Source organism: Bradyrhizobium sp., assembly GCF_030654605.1.
Taxonomy (GTDB): Bacteria; Pseudomonadota; Alphaproteobacteria; order Rhizobiales; family Xanthobacteraceae; genus Bradyrhizobium.
Genome location: NZ_JAURXB010000087.1, coordinates 1 through 13,407, shown reverse-complemented (window position 1 = coordinate 13,407; position 13,407 = coordinate 1). Strand labels below are relative to the sequence as shown.

At 64.4% G+C, this 13,407-nt stretch carries 13 protein-coding genes and 1 pseudogene; 7 read left to right on the top strand and 7 right to left on the bottom strand.

The annotated features are described in order from the left end of the window. Together Q7U29_RS09235 and Q7U29_RS09230 are read right to left on the bottom strand one after the other, a co-directional pair. Positions 1 to 84 (bottom strand): annotated as a pseudogene (locus tag Q7U29_RS09235) (TetR/AcrR family transcriptional regulator); the annotation flags it as partial. 71 nt (positions 85 to 155) lie between these two features. After that, positions 156 to 719, bottom strand: a complete 564-nt coding sequence (locus tag Q7U29_RS09230) for a PaaI family thioesterase (RefSeq protein WP_304740651.1) — start codon at positions 717 to 719, stop codon at positions 156 to 158. Positions 720 to 888: 169 nt separating this feature from the next. On the opposite strand from Q7U29_RS09230, the gene Q7U29_RS09225 reads away from it, so the two are divergent. After that, a complete protein-coding gene (locus Q7U29_RS09225; protein WP_304740649.1) occupies positions 889 to 1,659 on the top strand; it encodes an enoyl-CoA hydratase in 771 nt (256 codons plus the stop codon). Positions 1,660 to 1,731: 72 nt separating this feature from the next. On the opposite strand, the gene Q7U29_RS09220 is transcribed toward Q7U29_RS09225, so the two are convergent. The 3 genes from Q7U29_RS09220 to Q7U29_RS09210 all read right to left on the bottom strand — a co-directional run bounded on the left by Q7U29_RS09220 (position 1,732) and on the right by Q7U29_RS09210 (position 4,195). After that, positions 1,732 to 1,968 carry a hypothetical protein gene (locus Q7U29_RS09220; protein ID WP_304740648.1) on the bottom strand — a complete coding sequence of 79 codons (237 nt, stop codon included), beginning with the start codon at positions 1,966 to 1,968 and terminating at the stop codon, positions 1,732 to 1,734. Then, on the bottom strand, positions 1,962 to 3,239 hold the full coding sequence (locus Q7U29_RS09215) for a GGDEF domain-containing protein (RefSeq protein ID WP_304740646.1): 1,278 nt from the start codon (positions 3,237 to 3,239) through the stop codon (positions 1,962 to 1,964). The genes Q7U29_RS09220 and Q7U29_RS09215 overlap by 7 nt, the downstream gene beginning before the upstream one ends. A 140-nt stretch (positions 3,240 to 3,379) precedes the next feature. Continuing rightward, the gene (locus tag Q7U29_RS09210; protein ID WP_304740644.1) at positions 3,380 to 4,195 is read right to left on the bottom strand and encodes an enoyl-CoA hydratase/isomerase family protein; all 816 of its coding nucleotides are present in this window, start codon (positions 4,193 to 4,195) and stop codon (positions 3,380 to 3,382) included. A 154-nt stretch (positions 4,196 to 4,349) separates the two neighbouring features. On the opposite strand from Q7U29_RS09210, the gene Q7U29_RS09205 reads away from it, so the two are divergent. The 4 genes from Q7U29_RS09205 to Q7U29_RS09190 all read left to right on the top strand — a co-directional run bounded on the left by Q7U29_RS09205 (position 4,350) and on the right by Q7U29_RS09190 (position 9,032). Continuing rightward, positions 4,350 to 6,041: an FAD-dependent monooxygenase gene (locus Q7U29_RS09205; protein ID WP_304740643.1), complete on the top strand. Its 1,692-nt coding sequence runs from the start codon at positions 4,350 to 4,352 to the stop codon at positions 6,039 to 6,041. After that, positions 6,038 to 6,226: a hypothetical protein gene (locus Q7U29_RS09200; protein WP_304740641.1), complete on the top strand. Its 189-nt coding sequence runs from the start codon at positions 6,038 to 6,040 to the stop codon at positions 6,224 to 6,226. The genes Q7U29_RS09205 and Q7U29_RS09200 overlap by 4 nt, the downstream gene beginning before the upstream one ends. Before the next feature lie 135 nt (positions 6,227 to 6,361). After that, positions 6,362 to 7,558 carry an acetyl-CoA C-acyltransferase gene (locus tag Q7U29_RS09195; protein WP_304740639.1) on the top strand — a complete coding sequence of 399 codons (1,197 nt, stop codon included), beginning with the start codon at positions 6,362 to 6,364 and terminating at the stop codon, positions 7,556 to 7,558. 187 nt (positions 7,559 to 7,745) lie between these two features. Beyond that, a complete protein-coding gene (locus Q7U29_RS09190) occupies positions 7,746 to 9,032 on the top strand; it encodes an MFS transporter (protein ID WP_304740637.1) in 1,287 nt (428 codons plus the stop codon). A gap of 174 nt (positions 9,033 to 9,206) precedes the next feature. On the opposite strand, the gene Q7U29_RS09185 is transcribed toward Q7U29_RS09190, so the two are convergent. Then, positions 9,207 to 10,766: an acyl-CoA carboxylase subunit beta gene (locus Q7U29_RS09185; protein ID WP_304740635.1), complete on the bottom strand. Its 1,560-nt coding sequence runs from the start codon at positions 10,764 to 10,766 to the stop codon at positions 9,207 to 9,209. Continuing rightward, complete coding sequence (locus Q7U29_RS09180) at positions 10,696 to 11,670, bottom strand: IclR family transcriptional regulator (protein WP_304740633.1); 975 nt, start codon at positions 11,668 to 11,670, stop codon at positions 10,696 to 10,698. Before Q7U29_RS09180 ends, Q7U29_RS09185 begins: the two co-directional genes overlap by 71 nt. 130 nt (positions 11,671 to 11,800) lie before the next feature. Between Q7U29_RS09180 and Q7U29_RS09175 the strand changes: the two genes are divergently transcribed. Together Q7U29_RS09175 and Q7U29_RS09170 are read left to right on the top strand one after the other, a co-directional pair. Beyond that, entirely contained in the window at positions 11,801 to 12,022 is a 222-nt protein-coding gene (locus tag Q7U29_RS09175) for an acetyl-CoA carboxylase biotin carboxyl carrier protein subunit (protein ID WP_304740631.1), read from the top strand. Between the two features lie 144 nt (positions 12,023 to 12,166). Next, on the top strand, positions 12,167 to 13,333 hold the full coding sequence (locus Q7U29_RS09170) for a TAXI family TRAP transporter solute-binding subunit (protein ID WP_304740629.1): 1,167 nt from the start codon (positions 12,167 to 12,169) through the stop codon (positions 13,331 to 13,333). The last annotated feature ends 74 nt before the right edge of the window (positions 13,334 to 13,407 follow it).

Sequence of the window (13,407 nt, the reverse complement as noted above, 5' to 3'; positions counted from 1 at the left end):
CGCGCCCTTTTCGCGAAGCCGCACCGAGGCTTTCTTCACGATCCGGGCGTGGGTCTCGAGCTTGTGTTCCCTGGAGTAACGCATCGCAATCCTGCAGCCGTCTATGATATGTTTTCGGTCATATAATAGCAGTTGCGGCTTTGGAAAGCTGCATCTTATTTCGCTATTTCGCGGCCCGGGGCTTCCCCGACCATCGAGAAGGTCGCCGTCGCGTGCACTGCAATGTTCCCGGCACCATCGCGCACCCAGCCTTCGGCGTAGCTGGTCCGGCGGCCGAGTTTCATCACCTTTCCTTCCGCCGAGATGGTGCCCGACTTGACCGACAGCGGCCGCAGATAGGTGAGCTTCAGGTCGAGCGTCACCGCGCCCTGCCCCGCCGGCAGCATGGTCGAAATCGCGCAGCCCATGGCGGTGTCGAGCAGCGCAGCGGCGGTCGCGCCATGCAGCAGCCCGATGGTGTTTTCCAGCCCTTCATGCGGCTGAAGTTCCATCACGATCCGCCCGGGTTCCGCCACCCGCAGCCGAAAATCGATCAGCCGCGCCATCGGCGGTTCCGGCAGGATCCCGTCGCGGATCGCGCGCATGGCGTCGAGACCGGACATGGCGGCGGCGGCCTGCGCAACCGGACCCGGCGCCTGCCAGTCCACCACCCGCTCCCGCCGCGATCCGGCAGCGAACAGCCGGGTTTCCGCCGTATCAATCCCGTCAACCGCCGTCATGTGCCCGCTCCAATATGAATGACGATCATCATATTATAGGAGTCGTCGCCGCCCGGCAACGGCTTGCGTCGCCCCAACGGCAATCGCTCCGCGCACCACTTGACAAGGCGGCGCTTTGCCCCGGAAGTGGCCGGCCCACGTACACTTCGAAGGAATTGCGAGACCGTCCATGGACATGCTCAATCCCTATTGCGGCGTCGACCGCGACAGCCGCGGCGTCGTCCGCCTGACGATCTGCAACGCCGGCTCGCTGAATATTCTGGGAACGCCCGCGATCAACGGCGTGCGCGATGGGCTGGAGGCCCTCGCGAGCGACAAGCGAATTCGCGTGCTTGTCATCGCCGGCCAGAGCGAAAAGAGCATGATCGGCGGCGCCGACATCAAGGAAATGGCCAAACTCGATCAGGCCTCGGCGGAGAAATTCATCACCGGCCTGCGCGATCTCTGCGAGACCGCGCGCGCGTTCCCCGCCCCTGTGATCGCGCGGATGCCGGGCTGGTGCCTCGGCGGCGGGCTGGAATTCGCCGCCGCCTGCGACTTCCGGATTGCCGCGCATGACGCCCATTTCGGCATGCCCGAGGTCCGGGTCGGCATTCCCAGCGTCATTCACGCGGCACTGCTGCCACGGCTGATCGGCTGGGGCCGCGCCCGCTGGCTGGTGATGACGGCGGAGAATATCGACGCACCGACCGCACTGGCCTGGGGCCTGATCGACCGGGTCGCCGCCGAAGGCGGCCTCGATGCCGCGGTCGAGAGAACCATAGCCATGCTGCTGGAATGCGGCCCCGAGGCGCTACGCGCGCAAAAGGCCTTGCTCCGGCAATGGGAGGAGCTGCCGCTGAAACAATCCGTCGACCTCTCGATTCCCGTGTTCGGACAGTCCTTCCTGACCGGCGAGCCGCAGCGGCTGATGCAGGGCTTTATCGACCGCAAGCGGTGACGCGATGACCGGGCAGCATCAGCATTTTCCTTTCCCGGCGACAGGTTCGAAGAGCGCTGTGATCGCCTTTTGCTAGTCGAGTTCCGGACGCCCGGCGAGACCGCAATAGCCGTGATGCTCCGGCTGTTCGCTTCCCTTGAGATGCGAAAGGTGGAATTGGCGCCACGACATGCACGCGCTGGCGATGCAATGATACATTTTGGCTGAGTTCTCGAATCCATCCGACTGGGTGTTGAACAGTCGGTTAGCGCCGTCGATACGCACCATTGGGCACCATTTCGAGTGTGCGACCTTTTCACTCATCAGCATCTCAGTAACTCCTTTATGCGGGTGATTTCTCGCGGGCCGGCTTCACCAGACGATGCCGCATCGCCATTGACGCGGTTCCGAGCCTTTCTTTCCGTATTGTCGACAGCCGGCTGCGGCGATCCTATCAAACCGCTTACCGTAACGCCGTTCGGGCCGACGTAGCTGTTCCGCCCCGCCCCCTTGGCCGAATACATCCGGCGGTCCGCCGCCTCGACCAGCATGGCCCATCCGTCCGCCTCGTCGCTCATGCGTTCCGAGGCGCCCATGCTGGCGGTGATCGGGACGGCATCGGGCGCGAGTCCGATGCCGGCTTCGGCCAAACGACTGACGAAACTTTCGACCTGCTCCCCGTTCGTCTCCGGCATGATCAGCACGAACTCCTCGCCGCCCCAGCGCACCAGCACATCCTGACGGCGCGCCACGGCACGTATCGAGGCGATCGCGCAGCGCAGGACATCGTCGCCGACGCCATGCCCAAATCGGTCGTTCAACGATTTGAACCGGTCGAGGTCGATGAACAGGACGCTGAGCGCGGTATTCTTGCGCTGCGAGATGGCGAACATGGCTTCGAGCATCCGCTCGCCGAATTTTCGCGTCGCCGCTCCGGTCAATCCGTCGGTTGCCGACTTTTCCACCAGACTGACGAGAAAGTTGAGCTGGCTGAGACTTGCGATGGTAGAAATTCCGGCAACCAGTAACAGCAGCAGCACGACCGCCATTGGCGAAGTCGTTGCGAACAGCTCCGACCACATGATGATGGGAAATACCGTTACAGGGACCAGCGAGGCAGCCAGCAGCACGCTCTCGCGCGCCGTCAGGGGAAAGATGGCCAGGATCGCCGCCAGGGCGATTGGCGAGAGCAGATAGCCTTGGGTTCCGAACAACTGATAGGCGTGCGCCCCGGTATGGGACAGGACGAACAGGGCACCGAGGACCAATCCCGATGAAATCATCAACAGGGCCAAGACAGCGCCATAGACACCGAGCGGCCGAGACTCGAACCGGTGACCTCCGAGAATCCAGAAGGCGCCCGCGATGAACACCCGCTCGAGCCCCAACGCACCGCTAGCGGGCCAGGGCCAGCAGGCAAAATCCACGGCGATCCAGAGCAGGGAGAGGACGCTGAAAGCCCGCGATACGAATCGAACACGCGACAGGATCAGGCCGTAGCGTTCATGGCATATCTCGGGCGAATGGAGCCGCGCCGAAAGGAGATTGTCCCAACTTCGGGGTGTCGATGACATCGCGTTCAAAACCTTTTTTGCCTTCATGGGCCAGCAAGGCAAAATCGACCGGGAATTCCTGGCGCTTGCCTTCGGACAATTTGTATCAATTGTAATTAATGACAAATTCCGGGGGCTGGCCTTGCCGAAAACAGCGTTTATCGGGCGTTAAGCGATGGAATGGGAATTCAGCGGCCCTCGAATTTCGGCTCGCGCTTCTCCATGAAGGCCTTGATGCCTTCCTGCATGTCCTGTGTCTTGAACAGCGGCAGCAGTTGCAGATAGACGTGATGGACATGGTCCGGAAAGGTCTCGTTCAGTCCCATCCGCATCATCCGCTTGGCGGCCTGCACCGCCAGCGGCGCATTGGCGGCGATCTCCCGCGCCACCGCGCGCGCCCGGCCCATCAACTCCGCATCCGGCACCACCTCGTTGGCGAGCCCCCAGTCGAGGCATTCGCGCGCCGAGAGCGTCCGCCCGGTGAAGATCAATTCCGAGGCCTTGGCCCAGCCGATCATCCGCGGCAGCAACCAGGTGCCGCCGGATTCCGGCACCACGCCGCGCTTGACGAAGGCCGCCGCCAGCTTCGCCGACTCCCCCATGATGCGGATGTCGCAGCCGAGCGCCGTATCCATGCCGTAGCCGGCCGCCCCGCCATTGACGGCGCAGATCGTCGGCTTGTCCATCGCGTTCATCACGGTGGGCGGGGTGTTGCGCAGGTCCAGCGTCGTCTTCGACGACGCCGCGCTGAGCCCATCCCCGCTCCGCTCCTTGCGCAGATCGAGACCGGCGCAGAAAGCGCGCCCGTTGCCGGTGAGGATGACGCAACGCACCGCCGGATCCTCGTTGGCCCTGATCAAAAGACGTGTCAGATCGTTCAGCATCGGCCCCGAGATCGTGTTCATGCGCTCCGGGGCATTGAGCGTGATGACCGCGATGCCCTCATCGAGCTCGTACAGGACTTCGCTGGATTCGGTCTGCTCGGCGCGTGCGGTCATGTTCATCTGAAGGGCGTCTCTTTCAGTCGATCCCGAGTTTGTTCACTGCTTTGGTCTCACGCGCATGCTGCCTTGCTATCGGACTTCTTTCAAGCTGTAGTCCTGCCAGGGCTGGAAGCGTCTGCTGCAATCGGACGCCGCCAACATAAACGGAAAACCCATGAGACCTGCCGGCAAAGGCCCGCTCGATTCGCTGTATTTCCATTATCCGCACTTCCCGGCGCGGCATGTCCCCGAGCTGGACGGCAGCGCGGTGCGGTACCCCGTCGTGATCGTCGGCGCCGGCCCGATCGGCATGACCGCTTCATTGGTGCTGGCGCGCTACGGCATCCGCAGCGTGCTGCTCGACCGCAAGGACACCTTTAATGACGGCAGCCGGGCGCTGTGCGTCGCGCGGCCGAGCATGCATATCCTGGAGCGGATCGGCGCGGTGAAGCCGTTCCTCGACAAGGCGCTGGGCTGGCGCTTTGGCCGCAGCTATTACCGCGGCGAACAGATTTTCAGGCTCGAGATGCCGCATCCCCCGGGCGAGAAGTATCTGCCGATGTATAATCTGCAGCAGCAATACATCGAGCAGTATCTGCACGACGCGGTCGCGGCCTGCGGCCTCGTCGATATGCGCTGGCAGAGCGAACTCACCGGCATCGAGTGCGGCAATGACGGCGTGTCGCTCAATATCGCCTCGCCGGCCGGCGACTATCGCCTCGATGCCGATTATGTGCTGGCCGCCGATGGCGCGCGCTCGCCGGTTCGCACCCAGCTCGGCCTGCGCATGAAGGGCGAGAACTACGAAGGCAAATACGTCATCGCGGATATCCGGATGGATCACGACTTTCCCACCGAGCGCCGCGCCTTCTTCGAGCCCAGCGGCAATCCCGGCGGCACCGTGCTGATCCACAAGCAGCCCGAAAATATCTGGCGGGTGGACTATCAGCTCCGCGAGGGCGAGAGCGAGGAAGCGGCCTTGCTCGAGGAAAACATCCGCGCCCGCGTCGGCGCCATCCTCGGGGATATCGGTCACACGAAACCCTGGGAGCTGGAATGGTGGAGCATCTATTCCGCCAACACGCTGTGCCTCGACGACTATCGGCATGGCCGGGTGTTCTTCATCGGCGATGCCGCCCATATCGTGCCGATTTTTGGCGTGCGCGGTCTCAACAACGGCCTGGCCGACGCCGACAATCTCGGCTGGAAGCTGGCAGCGGTCCTCCATGGCGAGGCCGACGAAAAGCTGCTCGACAGCTATTCGCCGGAGCGGCGCGGCGCCACGCTGGACGTGTTCGCCAATGCCACCAAGAGCACCCGCTTCATGACGCCGCCGACGCGGGGCTGGCGGCTGGCCCGCGAAGCCGCACTCTCGCTCAGCCTGAAACACGAATTTCCGCGCGGCCTCGCCAATCCCCGGCAGATGCAGCCCTACACCTATTCGGAAAGTCCGCTGACGCCCTGGCCGATGCGCGACGCGGAGTTTGCCGGCGGACCGGCCAGCGGCAGCTTTCCGCCGAACGCAAGGCTGGCCGACGGCCATTTTCTGCTGGATCGCGCCGGCGACGGCTTGACGGCGATCCTGTTTTGCGACGGTTCGCCTGGCGACGAACAGGCTGCCCTGCTTGCTCGGCTCGGCCAACTCGACCGGCGGTTCGTGGCACTGCCGGTTGCGCTTCAGGGTTCGGCACCAACAGCCGGAGCGATTCCCGATACCGACGGCGAAATTGCCCGCCTGTTCGGCGCGCAGCCGCACACATTCTACCTGCTGCGTCCCGACCTGCACATCGCCGGACGCTGGAAGGCGCTCGTTGCCGACGAAATTCTCGAAACCGCCCGCCTTTGCCTGGGGAGAGCGACGTCATGACCGCGATGCCTTCAGAAGATTTCGAAGCCGCCTACGAGTCGCTGGCGATGGCGATCGATTCGGCCGGACCCGAGCGCGAAGCGCTGCTCCTGACCCGGCTCGCGCTGGTGCTCGGCCATCAACTCGGCGACATCGCCGTGTTCAAAAGCGCTATCCGCACGGCGCTGGAAGGCGTTGCGGAGTAACGGCTGTCTCCCGAAAGCGATAAGACAGCTCCGCCTCACGACAATTTATCGCGCACTGCCGTTGCAATTCCTGCGGCGCATCATATGATGCTCATAATGTAACAATCGCCCCTCGAAACATGTGAGGAATCCCGCATGGCCGCAGCGTCCGATCCCGTCGTCATCGTTTCCGCCGTCCGCACCTCGCTGGGCCGCTTCATGGGCGAGTTGTCGCCGTTCAGCGCCCACAAGCTCGGTTCTCACGTGATCGGCGCCGCGCTGGAGCGAGGCAAACTGTCGCCCGAGCGGATCGACGAGGTGCTGATGGGCTGCGTGCTGCCGGCCGGTCAGGGCCAGGCACCGGCACGGCAGGCCGCGCGCGGCGCCGGATTGCCGGATGCGACGGGCGCCACCACCATCAACAAGGTCTGCGGCTCCGGCATGAAAGCCACGATGCTGGCGCATGACATTATCACCGCCGGCTCCGCCGAAATCGTACTTTCCGGCGGCATGGAAAGCATGAGCAACGCGCCGTACCTATTGGCAAAGGCGCGCGGCGGTTACCGCGCCGGCCATGACCGGATCATCGATCACATGATGATGGACGGGCTCGAAGACGCCTATGAGAGCGGACGCTCGATGGGCGATTTCGGCGAGGCCACCGCGGAAGCCTATCAGTTCACCCGCGCCGATCAGGATGCCTACGCGATGGAAACGCTGAGCCGCGCCCGCAAGGCGGTCGAAGGCGGCGCGTTCAAAGCCGAGATCGCGCCAATCACGGTCGCCGAAAAAACCGGCCCGCGCGTCATCGCCAATGACGAGCATCCCCTCAAGGTCGATCCCGCCAAGATCCCATCGCTGAAGCCGGCGTTCCGCGCCGGCGGCACCATCACGCCGGCGGCCTCGTCGGCCAATGCCGACGGCGCCGCAGCACTGATCCTGGCAAAACGCTCGCTGGCCGACCGCGACGGCTTGCCGAGCCTCGCCGTCATCAGGGGCCACGCTACCCACAGCCAGGAACCGCAATGGTTCACCACCGCGCCGATCCCCGCGATCCGGAAGCTGCTCGACAAGGTCGGCTGGAGCGCCGGCGATGTCGACCTGTTCGAGATCAACGAGGCGTTGGCTGTCGTGGCGATGGCGGCGCAGCGCGATCTCGGCATTGACCGCGAGAAGCTGAACGTCAATGGCGGCGCCTGCGCGCTCGGCCATCCCATCGGCGCCACCGGCGCCCGGCTGATCGTCACGCTGCTGCACGCGCTGGAAGCGAAAGGCCTGAAGCGCGGCGTCGCAGCACTCTGCATCGGCGGCGGCGAAGCCACCGCCATTGCCGTGGAGCGCATCGTTCACTGATGCTTTACTTCTCCCTCTCCCCGCTTGCGGGGAGAGGGTCGGGGTGAGGGGGACTCTCAACAGCCGAACTCGTCGAGAGTCCCCCTCACCCGAAATTCACTATCGCGAATTTCGACCTCTCCCCGCAAGCGGGGAGAGGTGAGCCGAACGCCGATGCAACTTCGAACACGCAGGAAATTCGAATTCCATGATCTCCAACTGGCTGTCCGCCGCCCTCGCCCGCCGCAACATCCATTACGGCTGGGCGATGGTCGGCGTCACCTTTCTCACCGCGCTGATCAGCGCCGGCACGGTCGGCGCGCCCGGCGTCTTCATCGTGCCGCTGCAAAAGGAATTCGGCTGGAGCACCGCGGAGATCTCCTCGGCGCTGTCGATCCGCTTCATCCTGTTCGGATTGATGGCGCCGTTCGCCGCCGCGCTGCTGAACCGATACGGCCTGCGCAATGTCACGCTGACGTCGTTGCTGGTGGTGGCCTCCGGCCTCGTCGCGTCGCTGTTCATGACGCAAATCTGGCAGTTGGTGCTGCTGTGGGGCGTGGTGATCGGCCTCGGCACCGGCATGACCGCGCTGGTGCTCGGCGCCACCATTGCCGCGCGCTGGTTTTCCGCGCGCCGCGGCCTCGTGGTCGGCATTCTCACCGCCAGCGTAGCGACCGGGCAGCTGGTATTCCTGCCGCTGCTGGCGAGCCTCACCGAAAGCCTGGGCTGGCGCACGGCGCTGGTGCTGATCTGCGTGATGCTCGCCGTCGCCGCATCCGCGGTGCTGCTGGTGATGCGCGATCGCCCTGGTGATCTCCGCCTGCGGCCGTTCGGCGATGAGGGCACCGGGCCGCTGCCGGCGCCGCCGCCGAATACCGCACCGATCGCAGCGGCGGCGTTCGGCGCGCTGCGCGATGCCGCGAAGACGAAAGTGTACTGGATCCTGTTCGCTACCTTCTTCATCTGCGGCGCCAGCACCAACGGCCTGGTCCAGGTTCACCTGATCCCGATGTGCCTCGATTTCGGCATCCCGCAGGTTCAGGCCGCCGGCCTGCTCGCCGCCATGGGCATCTTCGATTTCGTCGGCACCATCGCTTCCGGCTGGCTGTCCGACCGTTACGACAATCGCTGGCTGCTGTTCTGGTATTACGGCCTGCGCGGGCTGTCGCTGCTGTTCCTGCCGTTCACGGACTTCTCGTTCTACGCGCTGTCGCTGTTTGCGATGTTCTATGGCCTCGACTGGATCGCGACGGTGCCGCCGACCGTGCGGCTGGCCGCGCAAAAATTCGGGCCGGAGCGCGCCAATCTGGTGTTCGGCTGGATCTTTGCCGGCCATCAACTCGGCGCCGGCGTCGCTGCGTTCGGCGCGGGACTGTCGCGCACCGTGCTGGAGAGCTATCTGCCGGCGTTCTTCGTCGCCGGCGCGCTGTGCGTCGTGGCGGCGCTGATCATTCTGGCGATCGCGCGGCCGGTGAAGGTTGCGGCGGCTGCGTAAGTGCGCTCCCTCTCCCCGTTCTTCACGGGGAGAGGGTCGGGGGTGAGGGGCTCTATCGACAGCGGGACTCGCGGAGAGTCCCCCTCACCCGGCGCGGAGTTTATCATCGGGCGGCGCTACGCGCCGACCCGTTGGCGCCGACCTCTCCCCGCAAGCGGGGCGAGGTGAAGAAAGTCACGGCCTGATCGAGAAATTCGCCGGCGGGCCCGGGGTTCGCAGCGGCTCGGCGAGCCGGGCGAATTCGCACAGCAGTGAGCGCGTCTTGCGCGGGTCGATCACTTCCTCGACCCAGAATCGTTCGGCCGAGCGGAATGGCGAGCGCAGCTTGTTGAGACGGTCCTCGATCTCCTGCAGTTTTGCCTTGGGATCGTCCGCGGCGTCGATGTCGGCGCGATAGGCCGCCTCGATGCCGCCCTCCAGCGGCAGCGAGCCCCAATAGGCCGACGGCCACGCGTAACGCATCGAGTAGCGGTTGGCCGGCTGATGCACGACACCGGCGACGCCGAAGGCGTTGCGCACGATGATGGTGCACCACGGCACGGTGGTCTGGTTGACCGCGGCCATGGCGCGCACGCCATGGCGGATGGTCGCCGCCTTCTCGGCGTCGAGCCCAATCATGAAGCCCGGACAATCCATCAGGTAGACCACCGGCAGATGGAAGGTCTCGGCGAGATCGACGAAGCGCACCACCTTCTGGCACGCCTCCGACGTCCACGATCCGCCATAGTGAAAGGGATCGCTGGCCAGCAGCATCACGGCGCGGCCGTCGAGCCGGGCGAAGCCGGCGATGATGGAGCGACCGAAATTGGCGCCCATCTCGAAGAACGAACCCTTGTCGACCACCGCGTTGATGATGGGACGCATCTTGTAGACCTGACGGCGGTTGCGCGGCACCGCCTTCATCAGCGATTCCTCCACGCGCTCCGGATCGTCGTCGCAAGTTGTTGTCGGCGGCAGATCGAACACCGAGGACGGCAGATAGGAAAGAAAGCGCCTGGCACAGGCGAAGGCTTCTTCCTCGGTGTCGACGGCATGGTCGACACCGCCGGCGCGGGTCTGGATGTCGGCGCCGCCGAGTTCCCACTTTGTCAGGTCCTGACCCAGCCGCTTTACCACTGGCGGGCCCGCGACGAACATCGCCGAGGTTTTCGTCATCACGGAATAATGGCTGGCGGCAAGCCGCGCTGCGCCCAGGCCCGCGACCGAACCGAGCCCAAGACCCACCACCGGCACGCGCGCCATGTTGGCGAGCGTATACCAGTACCAGCGGGTGCCGCCGACGCCGCCGGGCAGATTGGCAGCCCCCTTGGTCTCGATGGTCTTCACCGAGCCGCCGCCGCCGGAACCCTCGATCACGCGGATGATCGGCAGCCGGAAGTCGTGCGCCATCTCCTCGGCCATCAGCGGCTTCGCAGAGATCGACGCATCGGCGGAGCCGCCGCGCACCGTAAAATCGTCACCGACCACGACCACCGCACGGCCGTCGACCTTGCCGCGGCCGAACACGCAGTTCGCCGGCGTCAAATTTGTGAGCTCGCCGCTTTCGCTGTATTCAGCTACCCCGGAAATCGCGCCGATCTCGTGGAAGCTGTTCTGGTCGACCAGTCCGTCGATGCGCTCGCGGACGGTGAGCCGGCCCTGGTCGCGCTGGCGCTTGACCTTGTCAACGCCTCCCATCTCGCGCGCGAACGCTTCGCGCCGGGCGAGGTCGTCGAGTTCCGGCTTCCAGGTCATTGGTATCCTCCGCCTTTATGATTTTGTTGTTTTGGGTCGCCACCGGAAGCGGTTTTCGGTCCAGCCGATTGCTGAAGACATCGCCGTCGGCGCCTTCGAGCATGCTGCCGACCGCAAAGCCCAGATCCAGCATTCGCGGCGCAACTTCCTTGTGCAGCCGCTTTTCGTCGTACATCGCCGACAACAGGCCGATCGTCACCACGACGAAGGTTTGATACTGCGGCGACCAGATCGGCACCGCGAGACCATTGATATGCGGGCTCCACAGGCCGCAGGCGACCACGTAGCCGTGCTCCTGCAAGAACCGCCGGTTGGCCTCGAGACGCGGACGCAACACCTTGGCGCCTGCCGGAATCTCGCGCTCCATTTCGGCGAGCAGCGCGTCGCCGACATCGGCATCGAGCGCCGAGGTATAGGCGTGCCCCGCTGCCGTGCTCGCCATCGCGATACGGCTGCCGGTGCTTTCATGCAGACCGAGCGCATTGGCCGCTCGCGCAAATTCGAGATAGACGAGGTGGAAGCGGTCGGGAATGACGAAGCCGACGGTGCCCGGCAATTGTTCGGCGACATCCTGCAGCCGCTGCCGGATCAGGTTGCGCAACTGCAAGCCCCGCATCATCGACGTGCTCATCGCCACGGCACTTGGGCCGATGCGGTACTTCTGGTCGCGCGGCAGATAGACCAGCTGGCCCATCCGGGTCAGCGTGTGGGTCAGACGCGATACCGTCGATCGCGGCAGCCCGCAGCGGTTGGATATTTCGAGATTGCCGAGTCGCGCCTCGTGCCCCTCGAAGCATCGCAACACGTCGAACGCGCGCGACACCACCTGGATGACGTCGCCCTCGCCCGCGAGATCGCTGGCGAGCATTCCCTGCTTACTGAGCCGTTCCGAGCGTCTTCCCATGTGTTTTTTCCATTCCGTCTGGCGGAATAAAATTCCACTTGCAGATCAAGCTACCCTAGGCAATCTGCGTCCACAACAGGAAGCCGTTGACGAGGGCATTTGTCCGCCAGACGGTGCCGGGGAGAATGGAATGCCAGAAATCAAGATTGTGACCGAAGTGGCCGGACGCGTGTGCGCGCTTCCCGTCGAAATCGGCGGCAGCGTCGGCGACGGCGACGACGTCGCATTCGTCGAAGCCATGAAGATGGAAATCCCCGTCGCCTCACCCGCAGCGGGCAAACTCAAATCGATACTCGTCAACATTGATGATGTTGTCGCCGAAGGCCAGGTGCTCGCCGTCATCGAAACGTGATTCACAGTCGGCAACGCACATGATGCTGCGGGAAAACCTGACAGCTGCCGCCAAAAATTCGCTGGACGTTGCCATCACTATCGGGCGATGACATGATCCGGGCAATGAAAAACAATTTCGCATAGCGAAACTACTGGAGGGAACATGATCCACCGTCTTATGGCGCTCGCGCCTGTCGTCGCCACGAGCATTTCGCTGCTGGCTTTACCTGCCGCTCACGCCCAGGACGTCAAGCTGCCGCCGACCATGACGTTCACGGCCTACGACACCGGCACCGCCGGGTTCAACATCGCAGTCGCCGTCGGCAAGATGATGAAAGACAAATACGGCACCGATCTGCGGGTGCTGCCCGCGGGCAACGACGTGGCGCGGCTCTCTCCATTGCGCGCAGGCCGGGCGGCGGCGTCGGCGATGGGATCCGGCAGCTATTTCGCACAGGAGGGCGTGTTCGAATTCGGCGCCAAGGAATGGGGACCGCAAGCCTTGCAGCTGGTGCTGTCCACCGTCGACTGCAACGGCGCCTCGCTCGGCGTCGCAAAGGACACCGGCGTCAAGGAGGTCAAGGACCTCAAGGGCAAACGCGTCGGCTTCGTCGTCGGCTCGCCGGCCCTGAACCAGAACTCGCTGGCGATCCTGGCGTTCGGCGGCCTCAAGCAGAGCGACGTCAAGTCCGTCGAGTTCTCGAGCTACGGCGCGATGTGGAAGGGTCTGCTCAACAACGACGTCGATGCCGCCTTCGCGACCACGATCACCGGTCCCGCCAAGGAAGCCGAGACCTCGCCGCGCGGCCTGGTCTGGCCGCCGCTGCCGCACAACGACAAAGCCGGATGGGAGCGGGTGCAGAAGGTCGGATCGTTCTTCTCCCGCCACATGGCGACCTGCGGCGCCGGCATTGCCAAGGACAAGCCGATCGAAATGGGAACCTATCCGTACCCGATCTTCGTGGTGTACGGAACGCAAGCCCCCGACCAGGTCTATGCCGTCACCAAAGCCATGATCACGGGCTACGACATCTACAAGGATGCCGCCGCCGGTGCGAGCGGGCTTGCCGCCGACAAGCAGACCAAGAAATGGGTGCTGCCGGTTCATCCGGGCGCAGTGAAGGCGCTCAAGGAAGCCGGCCAGTGGAGCGACGACCAGGAAGCGCACAACAACGCGCTGTTCAAGCGGCAAGCGGTTCTGGCGGCGGCGTGGGCCGATTTCGGCAAAGCCAGCCCGCCTTCCGACGACAAGGAGTTCCTGGCGGCCTGGATGAAGGCGCGCGCTGCGGCGCTGAAGAAGGCCGGCATGCCGGACGGGTTCGAGGGCTGATCTCTCCTCGCTCCCTTTCACTCGGATTCAACGCCGGCGCGAAAACGCGCCGGCTCATCTTGACGGGATAATTC